This is a genomic window from Hydrogenophaga sp. OTU3427 (genome assembly GCF_038440225.1).
GTDB lineage: Bacteria > Pseudomonadota > Gammaproteobacteria > Burkholderiales > Burkholderiaceae_C > Hydrogenophaga.
The window spans coordinates 1-25,881 of the sequence record NZ_JASATI010000024.1; the positions used below are offsets into that span (position 1 = coordinate 1).

The window sequence follows — 25,881 nt, forward strand, 5'->3', positions numbered from 1 at the left end:
CCATGGGCCCGCCGCAGGTGATGGCGTAGACGTCGCCGGCCTGGACGATGCCGCGTTTTTTCAGGTGGGCCTCGGCGTCGGCCAGGGCGGTGTCGCGGTCGGCGCTGGTGTCCATCAGCAGCGGGCGCACGTTGCGGTACAGCGTGAGCTTGCGCTGGGTGGCCAGTTTCGGGGTCAGCGCGTAGATGGGCATGCGCACGTCGTGGCGGCTCATCCACAGGGCGGTGGAGCCCGATTCGGTCAGCGCCACGATGGCCTTGGCGCCCAGGTGGTGGGCGGTGAACAGGGCGCCCATGGCGATCGTCTGGTCGATGCGGCCGAAGGTCTTGCCGGTGAAGTCGGACTCGATCTCGTGGTGGTGGGCCTTCTCGGCCGCCTCGCAGATCTTGGCCATCTCCATCACGGTTTCCAGCGGGTACTTGCCGGCGGCGGTCTCGGCGCTGAGCATCACGGCGTCGGTGCCGTCCAGCACGGCGTTGGCCACGTCGCTGACCTCGGCGCGGGTGGGCACGGGCGCCAGGATCATGCTTTCCATCATCTGGGTGGCGGTGATCACCACCTTGTCCATCTCGCGCGCCAGCCGGATCATGCGTTTTTGAAGCGCCGGCACGGCCGCGTTGCCCACCTCCACCGCCAGGTCGCCACGCGCGACCATGATGCCGTCGGACACGCGCAGGATGTTCTCCAGCTCGGGAATGGCCTCGGCGCGCTCGATCTTGGCGATCAGCCCCGGGCGGTGGCCGTCGCTGCAGGCCACGTTGCAGAGCTGGCGGGCCAGTTCCATGTCGGTGGCGGTCTTGGGGAAGCTCACGGCCACGTAGTCGGCCTTGAAGGACATGGCGGTGCGGATGTCGTCCATGTCCTTGGCGGTCAGGGCCGGGGCGGTCAGGCCGCCACCCATCTTGTTGATGCCCTTGTTGTTGGACAGCTCGCCGCCGACCTTGACCGTGGTGTGCACCGCCGGGCCCACCACCCGCTCCACCGTCAGCACGATCAGGCCGTCGTTGAGCAGCAGCAGGTCGCCGGCCTTCACATCGCGCGGCAGCTCCTTGTAGTCCAGGCCCACGCCCAGCAGGTCGCCCGGCTCGGTGCGCTCGGCGTCCAGCACGAAGGCTGCGCCGTTCTCCAGCATCACCTTGCCCTCGGCGAACTTGCCGACGCGGATCTTGGGGCCCTGCAGGTCGGCCATGATGGCCACTTCGCGGCCGGCGCGCTGCGCCGCCTGGCGCACCAGGGTGGCGCGGTCGATGTGGTCCTGCGCCTTGCCGTGCGAGAAGTTGAGCCGCACCACGTTGACGCCGTGGCGGATCATCTGCTCCAGCAGCGCGGGCTCGCTGGAGGCGGGGCCCAGGGTGGCGACGATTTTGGTGGCGCGTTGTGGCATGTGGTCTGTCTCCGGCCCCGGGGGGCGTTGTAATCAAGTTTCGGATTATCTGCCGGTTGAGTTACCAAGCGGTTTCATACGGCCTCGCCTTCAAATGCATAACTTCGTTGGTTCGCCTCGCCGTGCTATAGCACTGTCTTCGGCTTCCCGCCTCGTTCTGCGCTTGAATGCAAGGCCGTATCACTCTGCGGCGCTGGTCTTGCGTTTGCCGCCGGGGCTGGTCTTGTCCCACCATTCCTGGTCGAACTGGCCCTGCAGCCATTCGATGAACTGTGTCACCTTGGCCGGCACCATGCGCGGCGAGGGGTAGACGGCGTGGATCTCCTGCTGGGGCAGCTGCCAGTGGTCCAGCACGGTGGCCAGCGCGCCCGTGCGCACCGACTCCTGCGCCACGTAGCGCGGCAGCGCCGCCACCCCGAAGCCCGATCGGGCGGCGCTCAGCAGCATGGACAGGTTGTTGGAGCGCAACCGCCCGTGCACCGGCACCGACGCCGCGCGGCCCTGCGTGCCGGTGAAGTGCCAGCGGGCGTCGCCCTGCACCGTGCTGTAGATCAGGGCGTCGTGCTGCTGCAGGTCCTTGGGCGTGCGCGGCGTGCCGTGCTGCTTGAGGTAGCCGGGCGCGGCCACCACCACCCAGGGGTTGAGCCCCAGGTAGCGTGAGCCCAGCGTCGAGTCGGCCAGCCGGCCCATGCGGATGGCCACGTCCACGCCCTGCTCCACCATGTTCACGTAGCGGTCGTCGCAGCTCAGGTCCACCTGCAGGCGCGGGTTCATCTGCATGAACTGCATCACCAGCGGCGCCATCACCCGGCGCCCGAAGGCCACCGAGGTGCTGATGCGCAGGGCACCCTGCACCTGCGTCTGCAGCAGGGTCGCGATCGATTCGGCTTCGTCCACGTGGTGGGCGATGATCTTGCACTTCTCGTAGTACAGCAGGCCGATCTCGGTGGGCGTGACGCCGTGGGTGGAGCGGTGCAGCAGGCGCGCGCCCAGCTGCGTCTCCATGCGCCGCACCTGCTTGGTGGCCGCCGGCTGACCCATGCCCAGCTCGGCCGCGGCCTTGCTGAACGAGCCCAGGTCCACCACACGCACGAACAGACGAATCGCTTGAATACGCTCCATGGACAGGAGGTTAAACGCCTTCCTGCTCCCCTGTCCATTCCACCGTGGAATAAGCGAAATGAGTGGCGGCGGCCTTCCGGGAAAAGGCATGGACGCGGACCATGCGTCCAGCGGGTTCACCACGGACCCAAACACCACCCCCTATCCCAGGAGACCCCATGCCCAAGATGAAAGCCGCGATGGCCGCCGTGCTCGTGATGGAAAAGGAAGGCGTCACACAGGCCTTTGGCGTGCCCGGCGCCGCCATCAACCCGCTGTACGCCCAGCTGCGCGAACGTCAGACCATTTCGCACGTGCTGGCCCGCCACGTCGAGGGCGCCTCGCACATGGCCGAGGGCTACACCCGCGCCCGGGCCGGCAACATCGGCGTCTGCATAGGCACCAGCGGCCCGGCCGGCACCGACATGGTCACCGGCCTCTACTCGGCACAGGCCGACAGCATCCCCATCCTGTGCATCACCGGCCAGGCGCCGCGGGCGCGTTTGCACAAGGAAGACTTTCAGGCGGTGGACATCACCTCCATCGTCAAGCCGGTCACCAAGTGGGCGACCACGGTGCTGGAGCCGGCCCAGGTGCCACGCGCCTTCCAGCAGGCCTTCCACCTCATGCGCTCGGGCCGTCCGGGGCCGGTGCTGATCGACCTGCCGTTTGACGTGCAGATGGCCGAGATTGAATTCGACATCGATACCTACGAGCCGCTGCCCGCCTACAAGCCGGCCGCCACCCGCAAGCAGATCGAAAAGGCCATCGCCATGCTGCAGGCGGCCGAGCGGCCGTTGATCGTGTCGGGCGGCGGTGTCATCAACGCCGATGCCTGCGAGCTGCTGGTCGAGTTCGCCGAGCTGACCGGCGTGCCGGTCATCCCCACGCTGATGGCCTGGGGCAGCATCCCCGACGACCACCCGCTGATGGCCGGCATGTGTGGCCTGCAGACCAGCCACCGCTACGGCAACGCCAACCTGCTGGCCAGCGATTTTGTGCTGGGCATCGGCAACCGCTGGGCCAACCGCCACACCGGCAGCACCGAGGTCTACTGCAAGGGCCGCACCTTCGTCCACGTGGACATCGAGCCGACCCAGATCGGTCGCGTCTTCACGCCCGACCTTGGCATCGTCTCCGACGCCAAGGCGGCGCTGGAACTGTTCGTGACCGTGGCGCGCGAGCTGCAGGCGGCCGGCACCCTCAGGGACCGCAGCGCCTGGGTGGCCGAATGCCGCGAGCGCCGTCGCACCCTGCTGCGCAAGACCAATTTCGACGCCGTGCCCATGAAGCCGCAGCGGGTCTACCAGTGCATGAACAACAACTTCGACCACGACACCACCTACGTGTCCACCATCGGCCTGTCGCAGATCGCCGGCGCGCAGTTCCTGCACGTCTACCACCCGCGGCACTGGATCAACTGCGGGCAGGCCGGCCCGCTGGGCTGGACCATTCCGGCCGCGCTGGGCGTGCGCGCCGCCGACCCCACGCGCAAGATCGTCGCGCTGTCCGGCGACTACGACTTCCAGTTCATGATCGAGGAGCTGGCCGTGGGCGCGCAGTTCAAGCTGCCCTACATCCACATGGTGGTCAACAACAGCTACCTCGGCCTGATCCGCCAGGCGCAGCGCGGCTTCAGCATGGACTACTGCGTGCAGCTGGGCTTCGACAACATCAACGCGCCCCAGCTTGACGGCTATGGCGTGGACCACAAGGCCGTGGTCGAGGGCCTGGGCTGCAAGGCCATCCGCGTGCACCGGCAGGAAGAGATCCAGCCCGCCATCCGCCAGGCCGAACAGTGGATGGCCGAGTTCCAGGTGCCGGTGGTCATCGAGGTGATGCTGGAGCGCGTGACCAACATCGCCATGGGCACCGAGATCGACGCCATCAACGAGTTCGAGGAACTGGCGCTGAGTGCCGCCGACGCGCCCACCGCCATCGGCCTGCTGGATTGACATCGCCCCCCCCCGCGCCACGCGTTGCGTTGGGGGCTTTGGCGCCCTGAACCCCCGATTTCATTCAAGGAGACCCCATGCCGAAATTCGCGGCCAACCTGACCATGTTGTTCACCGAAGTGCCTTTCCTCGACCGCTTTGCGCGGGCGCGCCAGGCCGGTTTCGACGCGGTCGAATTCTTGTTTCCCTACGCCTTCGAGGCCGCCGAGATCCGGCGCCGGCTCGACGACAACGGCCTGCAACTGGTGCTGCACAACCTGCCCGCCGGCGACTGGGACGCGGGCGAGCGTGGCATCGCCTGCCTCCCCGGCCGCTCGGACGAATTCCGCGCCGGCGTGGCGCGCGCCATCACCTACGCCCAGACCCTGGGCGTGGGCCAGCTCAACTGCCTGGCCGGCAAGCGGCCGGCTGGCGTGACCGAGGCCGACGCGCGCCGGACCTTGGTGGACAACCTGCGCTTCGCCGCGTCCGAGCTGAAGACGGCGGGCCTGCGCTTGCTGATCGAGCCCATCAACAGCTTCGACATCCCGGGCTTCTACCTCAACCGCACCGCGCAGGCGCTGGCCATCCTGGACGAGGTGGGCGCCGACAACGCCTTCGTGCAGTACGACATCTACCACGCGCAGCGCATGGAAGGCGAGCTGGCCGCCACCCTGCAGCAGCACCTGGCGCGCATCGGCCACGTGCAGCTGGCCGACAACCCCGGCCGCAACGAACCCGGCACGGGCGAGATCAATTACGCCTTTTTGTTCGCCCACCTCGATCGCATCGGCTACGCCGGCTGGGTGGGATGCGAATACAAGCCCGCCACCACCACCGAGGCCGGCCTGGGCTGGCGCAGCGCGCTCGTCGGCTGATCCCCATTCATTTATTTGGCAGAACCTTCCATGACTTCCTCTCCCCTCAAGATCGGTTTCATCGGCCTCGGCATCATGGGCGCGCCCATGGCCGGGCACCTGATCGCCGCCGGCCACCAGCTGTTTGTCTACACCCGCAGCAAGGTGCCCGAGGCCATCGCCACCAGCAGCGCCACCCAATGCACCCACGCGCGTGGGGTGGCCGCCCGGGCCGACATCATCTTCACCATGGTGCCCGACACGCCCGACGTCGAGAAGCTGTTGTTCGGCGAGGATGGCATCGCCGCCGGGCTCACGCCGGGCAAGACGGTGGTCGACATGAGCTCCATCTCGCCCATCGCCACCAAGGTGTTTGCCGACAAGATCAAGGCCCTGAGCTGCGACATGCTGGACGCGCCGGTGTCGGGCGGCGAGGTCGGCGCGCGCAACGCCACGCTGTCCATCATGGTCGGCGGCGACGAGGCGGTGTTCGAGCGCGTCAAGCCGCTGTTCGAGCTGATGGGCAAGAACATCACCCTGGTGGGCGGCAACGGCGACGGCCAGACCGCCAAGGTGGCCAACCAGATCATCGTTGCGCTCAACATCGAGGCCGTGGCCGAGGCCTTGCTGTTCGCGGCCCGCGCCGGTGCCGACCCGGCCCGCGTGCGCCAGGCGCTGATGGGCGGCTTCGCGGCCAGCAAGATCCTGGAGGTGCACGGCGAACGCATGGTGAAGCGCACCTTCAACCCGGGCTTTCGCATCGAGTTGCACCAGAAGGACCTCAACCTGGCCTTGTCCAGCGCTCGTGCGCTGGGCGTGTCCCTGCCCAACACCGCCATCGCGCAGGAGCTGTTCAATGCCTGCGTGGCCCACGGCGGGCGGGCCTGGGACCACTCGGCCATGGTGCGCGCGCTGGAAAAGCTGGCCAACTTCGAGATCGGCCAGCCGGCATGAACGCGATGACGCCGCCCGAGTTGCTGCGGCGCCTGTTCGACGCCGCCATCGCCTCGGCCCAGCCGGCCTTGTGTGTGCCGCCGCACCTGCCCACGCCGGCCGAGCTGGGCGCGGGCCGGCTCATCGTGATCGGCGCCGGCAAAGCGTCGGCCGCCATGGCGCGCGCGGTGGAAGACCACTGGCCCGGTCCGCTGGAGGGGCTGGTGGTCACGCGCTATGGCCACGCCGTGCCCTGTGAGCGCATCGCCATCGTCGAGGCCGCCCACCCGGTGCCGGACGCCGCCGGCCAGCAGGCCGCGCTCGACATGCTGCGCCTGGTCCAGGGCCTGCGCACCGAGGACACGGTCTTGTGCCTGATCTCGGGCGGCGGCTCGGCCCTGCTGCCCCTGCCGTTGCCCGGCATCTCCCTGGCGGACAAGCAGGCGGTGGGCCGCGCCCTGCTGGCCAGCGGTGCCAGCATCGTCGAGATGAACACCGTGCGCCGCCATCTGTCGGCCATCAAGGGCGGCCGGCTGGCCGCCGCCTGCCACCCGGCACGGGTGATCACGCTGCTGCTGTCCGACGTGCCGGGCGACAACGCCATCGACATCGCCTCCGGCCCCACCGTGGCCGACCCCAGCACCTGCGCCGACGCGCTGGACACCGTGCGGCGCCACGGCATCGCCCTGCCGGCCTCGGTGCGGGCCGTGCTCGAATCGGGCGCGGGCGAATCGGTCAAACCCGGCGACCCCCGGCTGGCACGCGCCGAGGCCCGCCTGATCGCCACGCCGCAGAAGGCGCTGGAGGCCGCCGCCGCGGTGGCGCGCGAGGCCGGCCACGCGGTCCACATCCTGGGCGATGCCATCGAGGGCGAGGCGCGTGACGTGGGCAAGGTGCTGGCCGGCATCACCCGCCAGGTGCTCGAACGTGGCCAGCCCTTCCCCGCCCCCTGTGTGCTGCTGTCGGGCGGCGAGACCACCGTCACCTTGCGCGGGCAGGGCCGTGGCGGGCGCAACGTCGAATGCCTGTTGGCCTTTGCCGCCGCCCTGGGCGACCACCCGGCCGTGCATGCGCTCATGGGCGACACCGATGGCGTGGACGGTGTGGAGCCGATCGCCGGAGCGTGGCTGGGCCCCGGCACCCTGGCCCGCGCCTGGGCACACGGCCTGCGCCCGCTGGACCACCTGGCTCAGAACAACGGCCACGGCTTTTTCGAGGCCCTGGGCGCCTCGGTGCGCACCGGGCCGACGCTGACCAACGTCAACGACTTCCGGGCCATCCTGATCGGCGCGCCCGCCTGAGCCGGGTGCGGTGCCAGCGCGCCGTTGGTCGGTCCAAAGGCATCCGGGCCGAAAAAAAGCGCCGTTTGTTCGATCTGCGTCAAATCCCCGTCACGGGTCAGCCACTAGCATCGGCCGGTCTGCTGATGTTTGACGCGGTCGGACCGCGCACTGCCATGAAATCTCAAACCGATACTTCTGCTTCTGGGACCCAACTGGACTGGCCGGAGCCGCTGAGCCCGGACGCCCCCCTGCCGCACCGCAAGGTGATCCGTTCCTGGCTGATCCCGCTGTCGCAGCGCGTCACCTGGCGTGCGATCTGGCTGCTGGCGCTGGATTACACGCTGTGGCTGGGCCTGCTGGCCGGCGTGGTGCTGGCCGACGCGGTCTGGCTCAAGGCCCTGTGTGGCCTGGCCGCCGGCTTCGTGATCGGGCGCCTGTTCATCATCGGCCACGACGCCTGCCACCAGAGCCTGACGCCCCACCGACGCCTCAACAAGTGGCTGGGCCGCATCGCCTTCCTGCCTTCGCTGACCGCCTACAGCCTGTGGGACATGGGCCACAACGTGGTGCACCACGGCTTCACCAACCTCAAGGGCGTGGACTTCGTGTGGGCGCCGCTGACGCAGGCCGAATACGCCGCCCTGCCGCCCGCACGCCGTGCGCTGGAGCGCCTCTACCGCAGCGGCTGGGGGCCGGGCGTGTACTACATGGTCGAGATCTGGTGGAAGAAGATGATGTTCCCCAGCCCGGCGCAGTCGGGCGGCACCCATCGCGCCATCTTCACCCGCGACTGCCTGCTGGTGTCGGGTTTCGGCCTGCTGTGGGCCACCGGCATCACCGCCGCCGCCCTGGCCACCGGCCAGTCGGTGGCGCTGATGCTGGTCTGTGGCCTGGTGCTGCCGCTGCTGTTCTGGTTCCACATGGTCGGCTTCGTGATCTACGGCCACCACACCCACGTGCGCGTGAAGTGGCACGACGAGCGCGGCGCCTGGCAGCGCGCCCAGCCGTTCGTGTCCACCACGGTGCACCTGACCTTTCCGCTGCGCATCGGCGCGCTGGTGCACCACATCATGGAGCACACCGCCCACCACGTGGACATGAGCATCCCGCTCTACCGTTTGAAGGACGCCCAGAAGGCGCTGGAACACCTGCTGCCCGAGCGCATCATCGTGCAGCCGTTCTCGTGGCGCTGGTACTTCGACACCGCGCGTGCCTGCAAGCTCTACGACTTCAGCCGCCAGTGCTGGACCGATTTCCGCGGCCGCGCCACCGGCCCGGCCCTGCTGCCGGCGGCCTGATACGACGTCGCCTTCAAACGCATAACTTCGGTGGTTCGCCTCGCCGTGCGACAGCACTGTCTTCGGCTTCCCGCCCCGTTCTACGCTTGAATGCGAAGCCGTATGAGCGCCCTGAAGCACCCACAAAAAAGGCGGCCAGTGGCCGCCTTTCTTACTGGGGGAACGCAGCGTCAGCGCGGCACCTGCAGCAGGCGCTGCACGTCGCGGTCGTTGGGCAGGGCGTAGTCGTGGCCGTTCAGGATGCGGCCGTCCTCGGTGCGCACCATCTTCAGGCTCACATAGGTCACGCTGGCGGCGGTGGAGTAGGTGCCGACCAGGACCACCGACGCGTTGTGCGACTTGGCGATGTCCTTGATCTCGCGCGACAGCAGCAGCTCGCCCGTGCCTTCCTTGACGAACACGTCGCCGCGCAGCTTGAGCTCCTTCACGTGCAGGCCGTTGGCCACCAGGTGCGAGGCGTACTGCTCGGACAGGGTGCGGCCCAGCGGGGCGGCGCGCGACAGGTCGTTGACGTTGACCACGGTGGCCACCAGCACGGCCGACTGGCCGACGTTCTCGCGGCTCACACCGGCCAGCAGCTTGTCGATGGCGGCCTTGTTGCTGGCGATGAAGGCGTTGTTGGCGGCTTCGTCGTAGGTGGGTTCCACGCGGGTGGGCGCGGAGGTGGAGCAGGCCGACAGGCCCATCACGGCAGCGGCGGCCACGGCCGCCAGGACAAAACGCTGGCTCATTGCGACACCACCTTGTAGTTCACACTTTGCATGGCCGTGTTGACGAACAGCGGGGTGTCAGCGGTTTCGAGGTAATAGACATCGGTCTTGCGGGCCACGTACTGGCCGCCACGGGTGACGGTGGTGGTCAGGATCAGCTCGGTGGCGGTCGGGCCGCCCGAGTTGACGCTGCTGGCGTAATCCAGCGCGGCCGCGCCGCCCAGGGCGCCCAGCAGCTTGGCGTCGACGTGCTCCAGGCGCAGGCCGTAGGCCACCATCAGGCCGCCCGCCAGCATGGTGAAACCACCGGGAATGAAGTGCGGGCGCGGGCTGTTGTGGCGCACCACCTGGGTCTGGTAGCTCACCTGCAGCGCCTGCGGGTTGTTGGTGGTCAGCACCTGCTTGCCGCCCTGGACCATCTTGGTGATCAGGAACTCGCGGAAGCCCTGGTCGAACGCACTGGGCTTGGCGGGCAGGCTCACGTAGACGGGGGCGTTGGCCACGCCCGCCTTGTCCAGCGTCGCCGCGGTCTGGCTGACCACGTCCTTGGACACCAGGTCCCAGTGGCCGGCCGAACGCACCTTGTACTGCGAGGTCAGTTCGAAGTTCTGGGCCAGCGGAATCGGCGAATTGGCGCAACCCGCCAGGGTGGCCAGCAGGCCGGCAAGCGCCGACATGCCAGCGGCTTTGGAAATTTTCATGCGTCCCTCCTGGTGCTGAAATGCGGCCGTGGCAATTTGTTACCACGGATGAACGGATTGTTAATTCTGTTCGGAATCAATGCCGTTCACAAGGAATTTCTGGGCCGCAAGGGGGCGCGCATCGCCACGGTTGTTTTTGCACATCATTCCGCTATGGCGGAATGCCTGAGGAGACTCAAGCAGCGCGCCGGGCCAGCACCTCGAAAGCCGGCAGGGTCTTGCCTTCGAGCACCTCCAGGAAGGCGCCACCGCCGGTGGAGATGTAACCGACCTGCTGCTCGATCCCGTACTTGGCGATGGCCGCCAGCGTGTCACCGCCACCGGCAATGGAAAACGCGCTCGACTCGGCGATGGCCTGCGCCAGCACCTTGGTGCCGTTTTCAAACGCAGCGAATTCGAACACGCCCACCGGGCCGTTCCAGACGATGGTGCCGGCGGCCTTGAGCTGCGCGGCCAGCAGGGCCGCGGTCTGCGGCCCGATGTCCAGGATCAGGTCGTCGTCGGCCACCTCGGTGGCCTTCTTCACCGTGGCCGGCGCGTCGGCCGCGAAGGCCTTGGCCGTCACCACGTCGGTGGGAATGGGCACGGCCGCGCCGCGGGCTGCCATGGCTTTGATCACCGCCTGGGCCTCGCCCACCAGATCGGGCTCGGCCAGGCTCTTGCCGATGTTCAGGCCCGCCGCCAGCATGAAGGTGTTGGCGATGCCGCCGCCCACGATCAGCCCGTCCACGTTCTTGGCCAGCGCCTGCAGGATGGTCAGCTTGGTGCTGACCTTGGAGCCGGCGACGATGGCCAGCAGCGGGCGCTTGGGCGCTTGGAGCGCGGCCGCGATCGCATCCATCTCGGCGGCCAGCAGCGGGCCGGCGCAGGCGATGGGCGCGGTCTCGGCGATGCCGTAGGTCGTGCCCTCGGCGCGGTGGGCGGTGCCGAAGGCGTCGTGCACGAAGATGTCGCAGAGCTTGCCCAGCTTGGCGGCCAGCTCGGGTTTGTTCTTCTTCTCGCCCACGTTGAGGCGGCAGTTCTCCAGCAGCACGACCTCGCCGGGCTGGACCGTGAAGCCGCCGTCGACCCAGTCGGCCACCAGGCGCACGGGTTGCCCCAGCAGTTCGGCCAGGCGGGTGGCCACGGGGGCCAGCGAGTCCTCGGGCTTGAAGGCGCCTTCGGTGGGGCGGCCCAGGTGGCTGGTCACCATCACGGCGGCGCCGGCGTCCAGCGCCATGCGGATGCAGGGCACGCTGGCGCGGATGCGGGTGTCTTCGGTGATGGCGCCGCTGTCGTCCTGTGGCACGTTGAGGTCGGCGCGGATGAAGACGCGCTGGCCTTGGGCACGGCCTTGGGCGCACAGATCGGAGAAGCGGATGAAGTTCATGTCGGGGCGGGTGGAAAAGGGGCGGGCGGGAGCGCAGCCGGTGATTGTAGAAGTGGCGCTTTGCGCCAGCCTTTCAGGCATGAGGCGCTGTTTCGGATGCCGCACAAAAAGTCAAAAGCGAAACAACCGCCTACGTGGTCTTGCTTACTAGGGTTGTCCCCTGAGCGACGCCTACAATGGCGCACCCTCGGGCCGGGAGGCGCCGGGCTCGAACCCTTTGGAGACGCATCACATGTCACAGGATCAGGAAAACAAGCGCGCCGAGCTGCGCCGCGCCGCGCTCGAATACCACGAGTTCCCCACGCCCGGCAAGGTGGCGATTGCGGCCACCAAGCAGTTGACCAATCAACGCGATCTGGCCCTGGCCTACTCGCCCGGCGTGGCCGCGCCCTGCGAGGAAATCGTGGCCGACCCGGTCAACGCCTTCAAGTACACCAGCCGCGGCAACCTGGTGGCCGTCATCACCAACGGCACGGCCGTGCTGGGCCTGGGCGACATCGGCCCGCTGGCCTCCAAGCCGGTGATGGAAGGCAAGGGCGTGCTGTTCAAGAAGTTCGCCGGCATCGACGTGTTCGACATCGAGATCAACGAGAAGGACCCCGAGAAGCTGGTCGAGATCATCGCCTCGCTGGAGCCCACCTTCGGCGGCATCAACCTCGAGGACATCAAGGCCCCCGACTGCTTCTACGTCGAGCGCAAGCTGCGCGAGCGCATGAATATCCCGGTCTTTCACGACGACCAGCACGGCACGGCCATCTGCGTGGGCGCGGCCATCATGAACGGCCTCAAGGTCGTGGGCAAGGACATCAAGGAGGTCAAGCTGGTCACCTCCGGCGCCGGCGCCGCCGCCCTGGCCTGCCTGAACCTGCTGGTCAAGCTGGGCATTCCGCGCAAGAACATCTGGGTCACCGACCTGGCCGGCGTGGTCTATGAAGGCCGCACCGAGCTGATGGACGAGGACAAGGTCCAGTTCGCCCAGAAGACCGAGCAGCGCACGCTGTCGCAGGTGATCGAAGGCGCCGACATCTTCCTGGGCCTGTCCGCCGGTGGCGTGCTCAAGAAGGAGATGGTGGCCAAGATGGCGGCCAAGCCGGTCATCATGGCCCTGGCCAACCCCAACCCCGAGATCTCGCCCGAGGACGTGAAGGCGGTGCGCGACGACGCCATCATGGCCACCGGCCGCACCGACTACCCCAACCAGGTCAACAACGTCCTGTGTTTCCCCTACATCTTCCGGGGCGCGCTGGACGCGGGGGCCTCCACCATCACCGACGAAATGGAAATCGCGGCGGTGCACGCCATCGCCGAGCTGGCCCAGGCCGAGCAGAGCGAGGTGGTGGCCGCGGCCTACGCGGGTGAGGCCCTGGCCTTCGGCCCCGAGTACCTGATTCCCAAGCCCTTCGACCCGCGCCTGATGATGAAGATCGCGCCGGCCGTGGCCCAGGCGGCGGCCGACAGTGGCGTCGCCCTGCGCCCCATCACCGACATGGATGCCTACCGCGACCGGCTGCAGAGCTTCGTGTTCGCCTCGGGCACCATGATGAAGCCCATCTATGCCGCCGCCAAGCGGGCCGCGAACAAGCGCATCGCCTATGCCGAGGGCGAGGAAGAGCGCGTGCTGCGCGCCTGCCAGGTGGTGGTGGACGAAGGCCTGGCCCGTCCGACCCTGATCGGACGCCCCGCCGTGATCGCCCAGCGCATCGAGAAGTTCGGCCTGCGGCTGAAGGAGGAGCTGGACTACGACGTCGTCAACATCGAGCAGGACCACCGCTACCGCGACTTCTGGCAGACCTACCACCAGCTGTTGGAGCGCAAGGGCGTGACCGTGCAGTTGGCCAAGATCGAGATGCGCCGGCGCCTGACCCTGATCGGCGCCATGCTGTTGCGCAAGGGCGAGGTCGATGGCCTGATCTGTGGCACCTGGGGCACCACCCACCAGCACCTGATGCACATCGACCAGGTGATCGGCAAGACCGAGGGCGGCAGCCCCAGCACCCCGCAGGACGTGCGCATCTACGCCTGCATGAACGCGCTCATGCTGCCCGGCCGCCAGGTCTTCCTGGTCGACACCCACGTCAACCACGACCCGAGCGCCGAGGAGCTGTGCGAAATCACCGTGATGGCGGCCGAGGAGATGCTGCGTTTCGGCATCACGCCGAAGGCCGCGTTGCTGAGCCACTCCAATTTCGGCAGCAGCGACCAGCCCAGCGCCATCAAGATGCGGCGCACCCTGGCGCTGTTGCGCGAGCAGGCGCCGTGGCTGGAAGTGGATGGCGAAATGCACGGGGATCTGGCACTCGATGGTGCCGCTCGCAAGGCGCTGATGCCCAACAGCACCGTCGCCGGTGACGCCAACCTGCTGGTTTTTCCCAACATCGACTCGGCCAACATCGCCTACAACCTGCTCAAGACGGCGGCCGGCGGCAACATCGCCATCGGCCCGGTGCTGCTGGGCGCGGCCAAACCGGTGCACGTGCTCACCCCAAGCACCACGGTGCGGCGCATCGTCAATATGACCGCACTCACCGTGGCCGACGCCAACGCCGCCCGCCATAGCTGAAATCGGAAGTTGGTACACACCAACTTTGCCTGATGCGATCTCTGCCCGTTCCCGGGCAGAGCCCGCTTTTTGGGCATGGGCTTGCGTTTTTGTCGCGTTTCAGGCACACTTGCGACCTTGAATTTAAGGGTTAACCCGGGCTCGTAAACCCGCTGTCAGCAGCTTGTTGACGGGGCTTTCGGGGCCGGGTTGATTGCGTAAGGAACAGGGTTTTTTCATGAACCGGAAAAAGGCTTGGGGCAAGGCCTGGGTGGTCGCGGCCGCGTTGGCGGTTGCATCGACGCTTGGCGTACAGGCGCGCACCTCCGCTGACAGCTCCGAACCACTGGTCACCCGTTCGCCGTCCGACACCATTGCCTTGGCAGCGTTGCCCGCCTCCGGGCGTGACGTGATGGTTCAGATCAGGCAGGGCGGGCCCTTTCGGTATGAAAAGGACGGGACGGTGTTTGGCAACCGCGAGCGCTTGTTGCCCCGGCACAAACGCGGTTTCTACCGCGAGTACACGGTGCCCACCCCCGGATTGAGCCACCGCGGTGCGCGTCGCATCGTTTGTGGCGGCACCCAGGTTCGAACGCCCGAGGCTTGTTATTACACCGAGGATCACTACACGAGCTTCAAGCGCATCGTGCAGTGATCTGAGACAGCATTTTTAACTTTTTGTTATCGAAAGTGAGACGGAGATGGACACGCCACTTCGTACGGTTCGCACCAACATCGTTCAATCGATCCGAGCGTACAGCGTCAAGGACTTGCAGGCCGCGGCCGAGCAACTGGGCCACCACTTCCTGTATGCCAACCTGGCCACGGCCCAGAGCAAACAGGACGTGCTGGACCTGATCGCCGCGCAGTACACGCTGCCGTCGACCTTCGGCAAGAACTTCGATGCGCTCTACGACAGCATGACCGACCTGGTGCACAAGTCGGGCCCGCAGACCGGCTTCATCGTCGTGCTCGAGCACATTCCGGCGAACGCCAAGTTCGACAAGGAAGCGCGCGAGCAGCTGCTGGACATCTTCCGCGACGTGGCCGACTACTGGTCCGACCGCAAGATTCCCTTCCGCTGCTTCTACTCGTTCTCGGTCGCCCGTGCGCCCAAGGGCGAAGGCGTCGACGCGGCGGCCGATGAGCCCATGCCCACCGACAAGCTGGTGGACGTGAGCCCCATGGCCCTGCGCATGAGCAGCCCGTTCAACGCCGGCTACTGGCTGGCGGCGGCTTGAGGCTCGCCCCGCGCCGCGCCTAGGGCAACCCCGATCTGGCCGCTGCACATGCAGCGGTTTTTTTTTGCTCCATCCACCGTGTTCCGGGTCTTGGGGCGACAGCGCCAGCCGGTGCCATGTGGCCCAGCGGTTGTGGGTTGTCAGCGTGGGTGTGGCGCCCGATACTGCACGCGGGCGCATGGTGGCGCCCACCACACGTGGGGCGTGCAATGGAGCAAAGTTGTCTTGCAACCAGGGTTCGGATCTGGGCGGTCGCCGTGGGGCTGCTGACGGCATGGCCGGTCTCCCTGTGGGCACAAGCCGAGGGCGATGAAGCCCAGGTGCAGGGGCTGACCGAAAACGAAGAGCCGGTGGCCAACCTCAGCCCGGCCGAGGCACAGCAAGTGTTGGCCCGCACGCCCGCAGACACGGGACCGGCGCGGTATGAGTTGCTGGAGCGCCAGTACAGCGCCGCCATTGTGCTCGCGCAGCGTGCCCGCGCCTTGGACATCGCCCGGCAGCTTGCTGACGCCGCGGTCACCCGCGGGCCGCAGGCCCAAGAGTGGATCACCATCTACCTGAATGCCGAATTCAACTGGGGCCGCTCTGGCGTCGCCCTCGATGCCTGCGAGACCTACATCGCCGATTCACGACTGACGCTGGTCACGCGAGCCTCCGTCGCGCTGCGGCAGGCCTACTACACCACGGCCCGAAACGACCGGGCCATCCTGCTTCGCATTTGGTCACGCGCGGACGGTCTGGTGAGCCAGTGGCGCCAGGCTGGCGGGGTGTCCGCGGCGCTGCAGGTGGACTGGCTGCAGACGCGTTCCGAGGTGGAGCGCGCGATGGGCGACCTCCCGGCCGCGACGGCCTCGCTGCGCGAAGCACTGGGGCTGGCCCGGCGTGATCTGGCGATGGCCCTCGCGGCGCGTGGGCCCCAGGCCGAGCACCAGGTGCGGGAGGCCAGCGGACGGGTCGATGGTTCGCAAGGCATGTTGGTTTATGCGCTGGTGCGCCAGAACCGGCCACAGGAGGCCATCGAGATCGCACAGGGCAACATCGCCTTGTGGCGTGCCGGGCGCCTGTCCGAAAGCATGGGCGCGCGCTGGAACTACCGCCTGGCCACCAGCCTGAACGCGACCCAGCAGTTCGAGCCCGCGCTGACCGCAGCACGCCTGTCTGACGACATGTTGCAGCGTGCCGGCTCCAACGCCGCCAGCCACACCCGATGGCTGGCGCGCCAGGAGATCGTGCGTGCGCTGATCGGCCTGCGGCGTTGGTCCGAGGCGGATGCCTCCTACCGGGGCTTTCTGGCCGACATGCCGCCAGATGTGCTGGCGCGCACGCGGGCGTCGGACTGGCGCATGTCGGCGCTGCTGGCGGCCAAGGCCGGCCGGCTGGACGAAGCCAACGAGGCGGTCGAGCGCATCCACCGCTTCCGCACCCGCTTGTACGGCCCTGGCCACCCGCTGCTCCAGGAAACGGCGGGGGTGCGGGGCGTGGTGCGCCTGTTGCGTGGCGACGTGGGTGGTGCCATGAGCGACTACGAAACCTTGTTCGCCAGCGCACTGGACTTGCGCAGCGGGTGGTTGGACCTGGACCTGCGCGGTGTCCGCGGCTATGTGCTGGGCATTGCCTTCGACGAGTTCATGGCCCATGTGGCGGGCCGGTCGCTGGCCGGCCAGCCGCCGGCGGCGGCCATGTTGCAGCGCGCTTTCCAGTTGGCGGATCGACTGGCCTTGGGCAGCGCCCAGCGCGCCTTGACCGACAGCAGCGCCCGCGTGTTGGCCGCGAGCCCTGCGCTGGCACAGTCGCTGGAGGCGGAGCAGGTGCTGCGCCAGAAGAGTGCCGCGATCTTCGGCGGGCTGGCGGGCCTGCTCAACGAGGAGGACCGCATGCGGCGCGAGTCGCAGACCGAGGCCTTCAAGGCCGCGGCGGTGGAGGAGCGCCGTGCGCATGCGGAGAAGCTGAAGGCCCTGCGTGAGCAGATCCGGGAACGACAGGGTGATGGCGGTCAGGTGCGGGCAGAACTGGCGTCCTTGCGCGAGCGCATCGCTGCACAGTTCCCGGACTACGCCGATCTGGTGACGCCACTGATACCCAGGCCCGACGACCTGGCGCGCAGCCTTCAGGCCGGCGAGGGTCTGCTGCTGGTCCACTCCACCGATCAGGCCACGCTGGTCTGGCTGTTGCGACCCGGCGTGCCCGTGGTCTTTTCGGCCAGCCCGCTGCCGCGCCGGGAACTGGCGGCACGCGTGGCCCGCTTGCGCGCCCGCCTCGATCTGGCGGCGGCGCCCACTGCGGGTGCCGCCGCCGCGGATCTGGATGGTCTGTACGGTCTGTACCGCGATCTGTTTGCCCCGCTGGACGAGGCCTTGTCGCAGGTGCGCGTGCTGTCATTCGCCACCCAGGGGCCGTTGGCCGGATTTCCGATCGGTGCCCTGGTCACGGCGCCGCCGGCCGACCCTCAGGCCGTGCCCTGGTGGCTGCGGCGCAGCGCCTTGGCTCAGCTGCCGGCCGCTTCGGCCCTGCAAAGCCTGCGCCGCACCGCTGACCGAGCGGTGGCGCCCCGGCCGCTGCTGGGTTTTGGCGATCCGGTCTTCCAGACCGCGGCGGGCGTCGAAGGCAACACAGCCACGGCCTACGACGCCGAGCGCGGTTTCCGCTACGGCCGCTTGCCCGCCCTGCCCGACACCCGCAGCGAATTGCAGGCCATCGCGGTCGCGTTGGGCGCCGACCCTGCGCGGGATCTGGTCTTGGGTGCCGCCGCGACCCGCCGCGCGGTGCTGGCGGCCGACTTGAGCGATCGGCGCGTGGTGGCTTTTGCCACCCACGCGCTCATGCCCGGCGAACTGCCCGGCGTCTCCAAACCCTCGCTGGCGCTGGCCGCTGCGGCCGACGAGCGTGACTCGCCGCTGCTGGAACTCGACGACGTGTTGGGCCTGCGGCTGAACGCGCAGTGGGTGCTGCTGTCGGCTTGCAACACGGCGGCCGGCGAGCGCGGCGATGGTGCCATGTCGGGCCTGGTGCGGGGCTTTTTTTTCGCCGGGGCGCGCTCGGTGCTGGCCACACATTGGGCGGTGGAGTCGCGCTCTGCCGCGCAGCTCACCGCCAGCACCTTCGGCCGCTTCGGGCGGGGTGGCGAACCGGGCCGTGCCGAGAGCCTGCGCCAGGCTCAGCTGGAACTGGCCGACGGCCGTGCCGGCGGGGGGCACTGGCGCCACCCTTTTTATTGGTCGGCCTACGCATTGTTCGGTGATCCCCTGCGCTGATCAGTGGGCGGCGGCCCGCGCCTTGAGCACCGCGTTTTCCGGGCGCTCCCGTGCCAGCACCTGCCACAGGGCCTGAGCCTCTGCCCGAGCGCCCACGGCGTCGAGCTGGGTGGCAAGGAAGAGCCGGGCGCCGAAGTCGTCGCCAGCCAGCGCGCGCTGCTCGGCCAGTCGGTCCCGCAGCGCGGCGTCGGCCACCGCGAAGCGGGCGCTCGATTCCCACTGTGGATCGGTCAGGCCCCAGGCGATGACGCGCCAGCCGTAGTCACTGCCCTCGCGCAGCCGCAGCTCGGGCGGCAGGGTCGCTTGCGGCGCCCGTGTTTCGGTCTCCCAGACCACATGGCCGTCCGGCTGGGTGAGCTGCAACTGGTAGCGGCGGGCGCCCACGATGGCATCCCAGCGGAAGCTGGGGCGTGTGTCCAGGACCAGGGTGCGCACCGGCTCGCGCAGGGCTGGCAGGCCCTCGGCGCGCGGGTCGCGCATGACCAGGGTGGCGGGCGCGGCTTGCCCTTGTTTCAGTGCCAGCATGGGCAGGGTGCGCGCGGACGTGACTTGCGCCGCCAGTGTCTGACCCTGGGCGTTCGTCAGGCCTGTGGGCGCAACCTGTGCCTGCGCGCCGCCGGTCAGCCGGTATTCGCGGCCATCGGCCAGGTCCACCAGGGTGAGGCGGGCGCCGACCGGCAGGTCGATGCGTTCGCCCGCTTGCAACTCGTCGAGCAAGGCCAGCGGCGGCCGGCTCGGGCGCGCCACCTGGCCCTGCAGGTCGATCACCAGGAGGGGGGCCGCCAGGGCCGGCGCCAGCACCAGGGCGCCTGCAAGGCCGGTGAGGTGGCGTTTCATGGGCTGTCCTCGTCGGGATTCCAACCATGGACCGGCAGCGGCGAATGGCCCTTGAGCATCTGTTCGCCCAGGGGTCGCACCCGCTGGTGCCAGACGGGCTCCAACTGCTGCAGCACCGCGTCGGACAGCACCACTGGCCAGCCGGTGGTTTTGCACAGGCCTTCCAGCCGGGCGGCGGTGTTCACGGTGTCGCCGATGGCGGAGTAGGCGTGGCGTGAGCGCGCGCCCACGAAACCGACGAAACTGTCGCCCCAGTGCAGCCCGATGCCCATCTGCAGCCGTGGGCCGCCCAGACGCGCCTGGTCGGTGTTGAAGGTGGCTAGTGCGTGGTGCATGGCCTGGGCGGCGTCCAGGGCTTGCACGCAGGGGGTGGGCAAGGCCTGGGGGGCGCCGAAGAAGGCCATGATCCCGTCGCCGATGAATTTGTCAAGCGTGCCACCGTGACAGTGGATGGCCTGCGTCATGTGCTCGAAATAGCGGTTGAGCAGGGCCGTCACGTCCTCGGGCGGCAGGTGTTCGCTCAAGGTGGTGAAGTCCCTCAGGTCGGCGAACAGGACGCAGATCGCCCGCCGTTCGCCGCCTGCTTGGGGGCTGAGTCGGCCGCTCAGGATGGCTTGCAGCACCGGGGGGCTCACCGCGCCGTCGAAAGCCAGGCGCAGGCGGCGGCGCTCGGCCAGGGCGCGGACGGCGTCGGCCAGCGAACGCAGGCCCAGTCCGAGCAGCAGGGCGAGCACCCAGGTGGTGGCCGGCAGGTGCCAGCCGGCGTCGAAGGCCAGAGCGCTCGCGCCCAGCAGCAGCAGCGCACCGCCCGCCACCAGCGCCCAGCGCGCCGCCGTGGGCCGCAGCAGTGCGGTGAGCGCCAGGGCGGCGGCCAGGGCGGCACACACGGGCCACGGCCATTCGCGCGCGGGTCCACCACCGGCCAGGGCGCGCAGCTGCATGGCGTGCAGGAAGACGCCATGGGTCTGACCTCCCTGATCGGTGGTGGCCAGTGGCAGCGCCGCGCGGTGCTGGTCGTCGTGGGCCAGCAGGCTGCCGAGCAGCACGACCCGGCCCTGGAAGTGGCGTCGCAGCGCGGCCTCGTCGCCCTGGGCCTGCCATTGCAGCACCTGCGACAGCGGCAGCGGTTGAAAGGGCTCGCCCCGGTGCAGCGGCAGCACGCCGGGGCGCAGCGGCCATTGGAGCTGGCGGGCCAGCTGGCCCGCCAGCGTGGGCACGGTTGCGCCACCTTCGCCCAGACGTTCGTCGAAGCGGCGCGTGACGCCGTCGGCATCGCGCGGGATGAACACGGTGGCCAGTCCCTGGGTGCCCAGCAGGCGCTCGAACAGAGGTAGCACCGGGCGCGGGCTGCCGTCCGCCTGGGCGCCCAGGCCGAACACCAGGGGAGCGCGGCTGCGCAGCGTCGCTATGCCACGCGCCAGAGCGAGGTCCAGCCCCGGCTGCAGGCCGTCGTAGGAGGTCTCGGGCAGCACCATGTCCACGCCCACTGCGCGGACCTGGGCCTGGGCCATGGCGCGCAGGAAGTCTCCCAGGGGGCGGTGCAGTGTTGCGATGGGCAGAGCCAGTTCGCGCAGGCTGGCGTCGTCCAGTCCGACGACCACGATGGGGTTGGGGTCGTCGGTCGGGGCGCGCTGTTCCTGGAGGCTGCGCAGCAGTCGCCACTGCATGTCCAGCCTGACGTTGTCCAGCCGGGGCAGCGGGCCCAGGGTGGCCAGGACCAGCAGAAGGCAGGTGGCCAGCCAGGCCAGCAGGGCGGTGGCAGGTCTGGCTGGCATGCCCCGCCCCGTGTCGTTCAGCCGGCCGGTGCCAGCACCGTTTGCGCCAGGGCGACGTATTCGTCGACCGGGACTTCCTCGGCGCGGCGCTGCAGGTCGAACTGGCCGGCGAAATCCCGCGCGTCCAGCCACTTGCCCAGGCTGTGGCGCAGCAGCTTGCGGCGCATGCTGAAGGCGACCTGCACCAGTTCTTCGAGCAGGTGGGCGTCGAGTTTGGGGGGATGGGCCAGGGGCACCATGCGCACCACCGCACTGTCCACCCGTGGCGGGGGATCGAAGCTCTCGGGTGGCACGAACAACACGTCTTCCATGTCGTAGCGCCACTGCAGCATCACGCTCAGGCGGCCGTATTGCGCCGTGGCCGGGCGTGCCACCATGCGGTCGATCACTTCCTTTTGCAGCATGAAGTGCTGGTCCAGCACCACGTCGGCCACGGGCAGCAGGTGGAAAAGAATGGGGCTGGAGATGTTGTAGGGCAGGTTCCCAACGACACGCAGCGGCCCCTTTTGTGCTGCCAGCGCACGGAAATCCACCCGCAACACATCCGATTCGATCACCTCAAGTTGTGGGTGCGCGCGCAGATGGGCCGCGAGGTCGCGGTCGAGTTCGACCACCGTGAGATGGCCCAGCCGTTCGACCAGTGGCTGCGTCAGCGCCGCCAGGCCAGGACCGATCTCGACCATGGCATCGCCCGGTCGTGGCGCGATGGCGCGCACAATGGCGTCGATGATGCCGGCATCGTTGAGGAAGTGCTGGCCGAAGCGCTTGCGGGCCTGGTGTTTCATTTCGGCGGTTCGCGCAGCTCGACGTAGGCCTTGGCACGCAGCTCGCGTGCCCAGTCGGCGTAGGCGCGCTCCATCATCTGTTCGCGTACCTTGGGGCGGGCGGCGTCGCGGCGCTCGCGCGGGCCCAGGGCGGCCTCGCGGCGCTCCAGCACCTGGATCAGGTGCACGCCAAAACGCGACACCACCGGTTCGGACACACCGTTGATGGGCAGCGCGTTCATGGCTTCTTCGAATTCGGGCACGAACATGCCTGGGTTGGCCCAGCCCAGGTCGCCGCCCGACTTGGCCGAGGCGTCCTGGCTGTGCTGCCGTGCCAGCGCCTCGAAATCGGCCTGGCCGCTGGCGATCTGCCGGCGCCAGGCGCCCATCTGCTCGACCGCGGTCTGCTGGTTCATCTGCCGGCCGGTGCGCAGCAGGATGTGGCGTGCACGGGTCTGGGTGATGGTGGCGTCGCCGCCCGATTTGGGTGTCTTGCGCTCCAGCACCTTGAGCACGTGGAAGCCGGCACCGCTGCGCACCGGGCCGGCCACACCGCCCACCGGCAGTTTGCGGGTGGCTTCGACGAACAGCTCGGGCAGGCGGTCCAGCGGGCGCATGCCCATGCTGCCGCCTTGCTGGCGCTCCGGGCCGTCCGACAGTTCGCGCGCCACGGCAGCGATGTCCTCGCCGGCGCTGATGCGTTCGGCCGCGCGCATGGCACGGGCCAGCCGGCTGGCCACGTCGTCGGGCTTGGCGTTGTCCGGCAAGGCCACCAGGACATGGCCCAGGTTCACTTCCTCCGGTCCGGTGGCGCTGGGCGCGGCCTGGCTCTGCAGGTAGTCGTCAATGTCGCGGTCGGTCACGCGCAGCGTGGCCTCCACCTCGCGTTCGCGCAGCCGCTGCAGGGTGATGTCGCGCTTGAGCTGCTCGCGGAAGCGGGTGCGGTCTATGCCTTCCTGCGCCAGGCGGCGGCGGAAGGTGTCGAGGTCCATCTGGTTCTGCTCGGCCACCGAACGTTCGGCGATGTCCAGCGCCGCCTCTTCGACCTTGATGCCGGTGTCCGCCGCCAGTTGCAGCTGGGTGCGTTCGACGATGAGCAGCTCCAGGACCTCGCGCAGCAGCGCGTCGCGCGGCGGCACAGTTTCACCCTGGGTGCGCAGCTGGCGTTCGACGCTGGCGGCGCGGGTGCGCACCTCGCTGGCGGTGATGGGCTCGGAGTTGACCACCGCGGTCACGTGGTCCGCTTCGCGCAGGACGGGCGCGGCCGTCAGTGCGGCGGCCGCGTTGGTGCTGCCGGCATTCGGCAGGCGCAGCGACTGCGCCTGCACGGCGCCCGCGGACAGCACCACCACCAGCGCCGCCGCGGCCACCGCGCGCCAGCTTGGCCGTGGGAGGGGGGCGTCACTCATAGCGGCTGAAGCGCGAGGGCGGATTGACTTCTTCGCGCAGGTACTGGTAGCGGGGCACATTGTCTTTGAGCGTCTTCAATGGGTTGGAGCCGATGCGGGTGAAACCCACGAATTCCAGCTGGAAGAGGATGCGGCGGTTGGCCGAATTGATGCTGCGCTGCAGGCTCTCGACCACCACGCGGCCGATCCAGCAGCCCGCATCGTACTCAAAGCCCGCCACCAGATCGACCACCTTGCGGTCGGGCATGCTGTAGTTGATGCGGCCCACGCTGTACCAGCGCCCCGCGCCCAGGCCACCACCGGCCGCGCGGGCCTCGGGCGTGTCGCCGTCCCCGCCGCCCAGCGGCCATTGCCAGCCGAGGTCCAGCTGTTCGCTGGTGCCGCGCTGCAGGCGGTAGGCGGCGCTGAGCACGCGGTAGTCGCCCGGTGTGTAGCGGGTGCTCAGGGTGGTGCGCACCGATTCGCGGTTCTTGGGGTTGAATTGCACGTTGCCTTCGAAGGCCCAGCGTGGATTCCAGTTCAGCCGCGCGCCCACCAGCATGTCGCTGAGGCGTTCGGCCACCGGTTCGGCGCCGGGCAGCACCACGTTCTGGTCGCTCAGCCGCAGGCGCTGGGCGATGCCGAAGCGGGCCAGCTCGTTGCCACTGGCGGGGTCGATCAGGCGCGAGGTGGCGCCCAGCGTCAGCACATGGGCGTCGGCGATGCGGTCCTGCCCACCGTAGGGGTTCTCGGTGTAGATGGTGGCCAGGTTGAAGTCGAAGGCGGCGCTGTCGTAGCTGGGCAGCAGGCTTTGGTTCTTGTAGGGCGTGTAGGCGTAGAAGGCGCGCGGCTCCAGGGTCTGGATCAGCGCCCGGCCGAAGAAGCTGGTGTCGCGCTCCAGGAACACGCCGCTGTCGACGCTGAAGGTGGGCAGCAGGCGCGAGGCCGTGCGCCGGCCATCGGCCATGGCGACGTCGGTCTGGTACTGCGTGGCGTGCAGTTGCAGGCGCGGCTTGAGGTAGGCCGCGGGCGTGGCCCAGGTGTGCGAGACCGCGCCAATGCCCAGCAGGCGGGTGCCATCCAGGTTGCTGCCGGTCTGGGCGCGGTCGGACACGAAGCGGGTGTATTCGGTGTGCAGCGACCAGTCCCAGCCCCGGGTGCCGCCCAGGGTTTGGTCGGTCTGGGCGAAACGCGCGGTCAGCGAGGGCACGCGGTCGAACGGCGCCAGGATGGGCGCGTTCACGTCCTGCAGGGTCTGCCAGCGGTAGGCGCCGGCCGAGACCGCCCACGGGCCGCGACCCCAGGACAACACCGCGTCGTTGGCCAGCAGGCGCGAGGTCAGCGAGGTCATGGTGCGCGGGAAATCGCGCCAGTAGTCGTCGTCGCTCACCCGGTTCAGGTTCAGCCGCAGGCCGACCTGCCCCAGGCCCAGCGATGAAGGCGTGTCCAGCACTTGCGAGTGCTGCAGCGAATAGGCCCAGCGGTTGGCATCGCGCAGGCGGTCGGACGGCATGTAGGCGCCACGCGCCTGTCCGTGGTAGCTGTCTTCGAGGTAGCGGTACTCGCCCCCCATGTCGATGCCCCGGCGTGTCATCAGCGTCGGGTAGAGCGTGGCGTCGCGCTGCGGGCTCAGGTTGAGGTAGTAGGGCAGCGTGACTTCCAGGCCGCTGACGTTGTCGATGTTGAGCGTCGGCGGCAGCAGGCCCGACTTGCGCTTGTCGCTGATGGGAAAGCTCAGGTAGGGCGCGGCCAGCAGCGGCACATCCTTGAAGCGCAGCACGCCGTTGGTGGCATAGGCCACTTCCTCTGCCTGGTCGAACTCGATGCTGGACGCGCTCACCACCCAGTCGGGCAGCCAGCTCGGGCCGGGCCGGCGGGTGCAGGTGGTGTAACTCGCGCGGTGCGCGATCGAGCGGTTCTGGTCCAGGAACTCCAGCCGCTCGGCCTGGCCGGTGCCCCCTGTGCGCAGCAGGGTGAAGGTGGGCTGCAGGAAAAAGCCGGTGTTGTCGTCGAGCTTGAGCTGCAGCTCCGGGCCCTCGTACACGTTGCCATCGCGCACGATGCGCACCTGGCCGCTGGCCTGCAGGGTCTCGCTGGCCTCGGTGTAGCGGATGTTGTCGGCGCGCACCACCACATCGTGGCGCCGCAGTTCGGCCTGCCCGCTGAGCCGCGTCACGCCGTCGGCGCTGTTTTCAATCTGGTCGGCGCTCACGAAGCTGGGTGCGGCCTGCTGGGCGCCGGGGTCCAGGCGCTCCAGCAGGCGCAGGCTGGGCTTGAGTTCCAACGCTGGCCAGGTCTCGGCGTCGGTCTGGGCGTGGGCGCCACTCCAGGCGCAGAGCAGGCCGGCGGCGCCCAGGCCCAGGCTGCGTCTTGCCGCCAGGGCAATCACGCGCAGGGCACAGGGAACGGCGGCGGTGTCAGGGAGGCAGTTGCGCTTCAAGGCGGGCCCGGTGTCGTGGCAGGCCAGCAGGGCTGGCAGGCCGTTTGTAGAATCCCGGCGGATTATCCTATGGCTG

At 68.8% G+C, this 25,881-nt stretch carries 18 protein-coding genes and 1 pseudogene; 9 read left to right on the forward strand and 10 right to left on the reverse strand.

The window, feature by feature from the left end:
• Positions 1-1,384, reverse strand: a 1,384-nt coding sequence (pyk, locus tag AAHB17_RS14550; RefSeq protein ID WP_342131349.1) for a pyruvate kinase, incomplete at its 3' end; no start/stop codon positions are given.
• A 180-nt stretch (positions 1,385-1,564) separates the two neighbouring features.
• Positions 1,565-2,506, reverse strand: coding sequence for a LysR family transcriptional regulator (locus AAHB17_RS14555; protein WP_342131350.1), 942 nt, complete (start codon positions 2,504-2,506; stop codon positions 1,565-1,567).
• Positions 2,507-2,664: 158 nt separating this feature from the next.
• On the opposite strand from AAHB17_RS14555, the gene gcl reads away from it, so the two are divergent.
• The 5 genes from gcl (at position 2,665) to AAHB17_RS14580 (ending at position 8,790) form a co-directional block, all read left to right on the forward strand.
• Positions 2,665-4,440, forward strand: coding sequence for a glyoxylate carboligase (gene gcl, locus AAHB17_RS14560; RefSeq protein WP_342131351.1), 1,776 nt, complete (start codon positions 2,665-2,667; stop codon positions 4,438-4,440).
• 77 nt (positions 4,441-4,517) lie between these two features.
• Positions 4,518-5,297 carry a hydroxypyruvate isomerase gene (gene hyi / locus AAHB17_RS14565; protein WP_342131352.1) on the forward strand — a complete coding sequence of 260 codons (780 nt, stop codon included), beginning with the start codon at positions 4,518-4,520 and terminating at the stop codon, positions 5,295-5,297.
• 30 nt (positions 5,298-5,327) lie between these two features.
• Complete coding sequence (glxR, locus tag AAHB17_RS14570; RefSeq protein WP_342131353.1) at positions 5,328-6,230, forward strand: 2-hydroxy-3-oxopropionate reductase; 903 nt, start codon at positions 5,328-5,330, stop codon at positions 6,228-6,230.
• Positions 6,227-7,510 carry a glycerate kinase type-2 family protein gene (locus AAHB17_RS14575; protein ID WP_342131354.1) on the forward strand — a complete coding sequence of 428 codons (1,284 nt, stop codon included), beginning with the start codon at positions 6,227-6,229 and terminating at the stop codon, positions 7,508-7,510. Before glxR ends, AAHB17_RS14575 begins: the two co-directional genes overlap by 4 nt.
• Positions 7,511-7,635: 125 nt before the next feature.
• A complete protein-coding gene (locus AAHB17_RS14580) occupies positions 7,636-8,790 on the forward strand; it encodes a fatty acid desaturase (RefSeq protein WP_446719603.1) in 1,155 nt (384 codons plus the stop codon).
• A 170-nt stretch (positions 8,791-8,960) separates the two neighbouring features.
• Here the strand turns inward: AAHB17_RS14580 and AAHB17_RS14585 are convergent, their stop codons facing one another.
• The 3 genes from AAHB17_RS14585 to AAHB17_RS14595 all read right to left on the reverse strand — a co-directional run bounded on the left by AAHB17_RS14585 (position 8,961) and on the right by AAHB17_RS14595 (position 11,570).
• Positions 8,961-9,521: a FlgO family outer membrane protein gene (locus AAHB17_RS14585; protein WP_446719604.1), complete on the reverse strand. Its 561-nt coding sequence runs from the start codon at positions 9,519-9,521 to the stop codon at positions 8,961-8,963.
• Positions 9,518-10,201 (reverse strand): hypothetical protein, encoded by a 684-nt coding sequence (locus tag AAHB17_RS14590; RefSeq protein WP_342131356.1) that lies wholly within the window; start codon positions 10,199-10,201, stop codon positions 9,518-9,520. Before AAHB17_RS14590 ends, AAHB17_RS14585 begins: the two co-directional genes overlap by 4 nt.
• Positions 10,202-10,376: 175 nt before the next feature.
• Positions 10,377-11,570: a phosphoglycerate kinase gene (locus tag AAHB17_RS14595; RefSeq protein WP_342131357.1), complete on the reverse strand. Its 1,194-nt coding sequence runs from the start codon at positions 11,568-11,570 to the stop codon at positions 10,377-10,379.
• 232 nt (positions 11,571-11,802) lie between these two features.
• On the opposite strand from AAHB17_RS14595, the gene AAHB17_RS14600 reads away from it, so the two are divergent.
• The 4 genes and pseudogenes from AAHB17_RS14600 (at position 11,803) to AAHB17_RS14615 (ending at position 18,601) form a co-directional block, all read left to right on the forward strand.
• Complete coding sequence (locus tag AAHB17_RS14600) at positions 11,803-14,130, forward strand: NADP-dependent malic enzyme (protein ID WP_342131358.1); 2,328 nt, start codon at positions 11,803-11,805, stop codon at positions 14,128-14,130.
• A gap of 217 nt (positions 14,131-14,347) precedes the next feature.
• Positions 14,348-14,764: a ribonuclease gene (locus AAHB17_RS14605; RefSeq protein ID WP_342131359.1), complete on the forward strand. Its 417-nt coding sequence runs from the start codon at positions 14,348-14,350 to the stop codon at positions 14,762-14,764.
• 46 nt (positions 14,765-14,810) lie between these two features.
• Positions 14,811-15,206: pseudogene (locus tag AAHB17_RS14610) on the forward strand (barstar family protein); the annotation flags it as partial.
• Between the two features lie 401 nt (positions 15,207-15,607).
• Positions 15,608-18,601, forward strand: coding sequence for a CHAT domain-containing protein (locus AAHB17_RS14615; protein WP_342131360.1), 2,994 nt, complete (start codon positions 15,608-15,610; stop codon positions 18,599-18,601).
• Here the strand turns inward: AAHB17_RS14615 and AAHB17_RS14620 are convergent, their stop codons facing one another.
• From AAHB17_RS14620 to AAHB17_RS14640, 5 genes are read right to left on the reverse strand one after another with little or no spacing between them, the layout of a single operon-like run.
• Positions 18,602-19,438: a hypothetical protein gene (locus AAHB17_RS14620; RefSeq protein ID WP_342131361.1), complete on the reverse strand. Its 837-nt coding sequence runs from the start codon at positions 19,436-19,438 to the stop codon at positions 18,602-18,604.
• A complete protein-coding gene (locus tag AAHB17_RS14625) occupies positions 19,435-21,213 on the reverse strand; it encodes a CHASE2 domain-containing protein (protein WP_342131362.1) in 1,779 nt (592 codons plus the stop codon). The genes AAHB17_RS14620 and AAHB17_RS14625 overlap by 4 nt, the downstream gene beginning before the upstream one ends.
• A gap of 17 nt (positions 21,214-21,230) precedes the next feature.
• Positions 21,231-21,998, reverse strand: a complete 768-nt coding sequence (rsmA, locus tag AAHB17_RS14630) for a 16S rRNA (adenine(1518)-N(6)/adenine(1519)-N(6))-dimethyltransferase RsmA (protein ID WP_342131363.1) — start codon at positions 21,996-21,998, stop codon at positions 21,231-21,233.
• Positions 21,995-23,386, reverse strand: a complete 1,392-nt coding sequence (locus tag AAHB17_RS14635; RefSeq protein ID WP_342131364.1) for a peptidylprolyl isomerase — start codon at positions 23,384-23,386, stop codon at positions 21,995-21,997. Before AAHB17_RS14635 ends, rsmA begins: the two co-directional genes overlap by 4 nt.
• Positions 23,379-25,805: an LPS-assembly protein LptD gene (locus AAHB17_RS14640; protein ID WP_342131365.1), complete on the reverse strand. Its 2,427-nt coding sequence runs from the start codon at positions 25,803-25,805 to the stop codon at positions 23,379-23,381. Before AAHB17_RS14640 ends, AAHB17_RS14635 begins: the two co-directional genes overlap by 8 nt.
• Positions 25,806-25,881 lie beyond the last annotated feature (76 nt).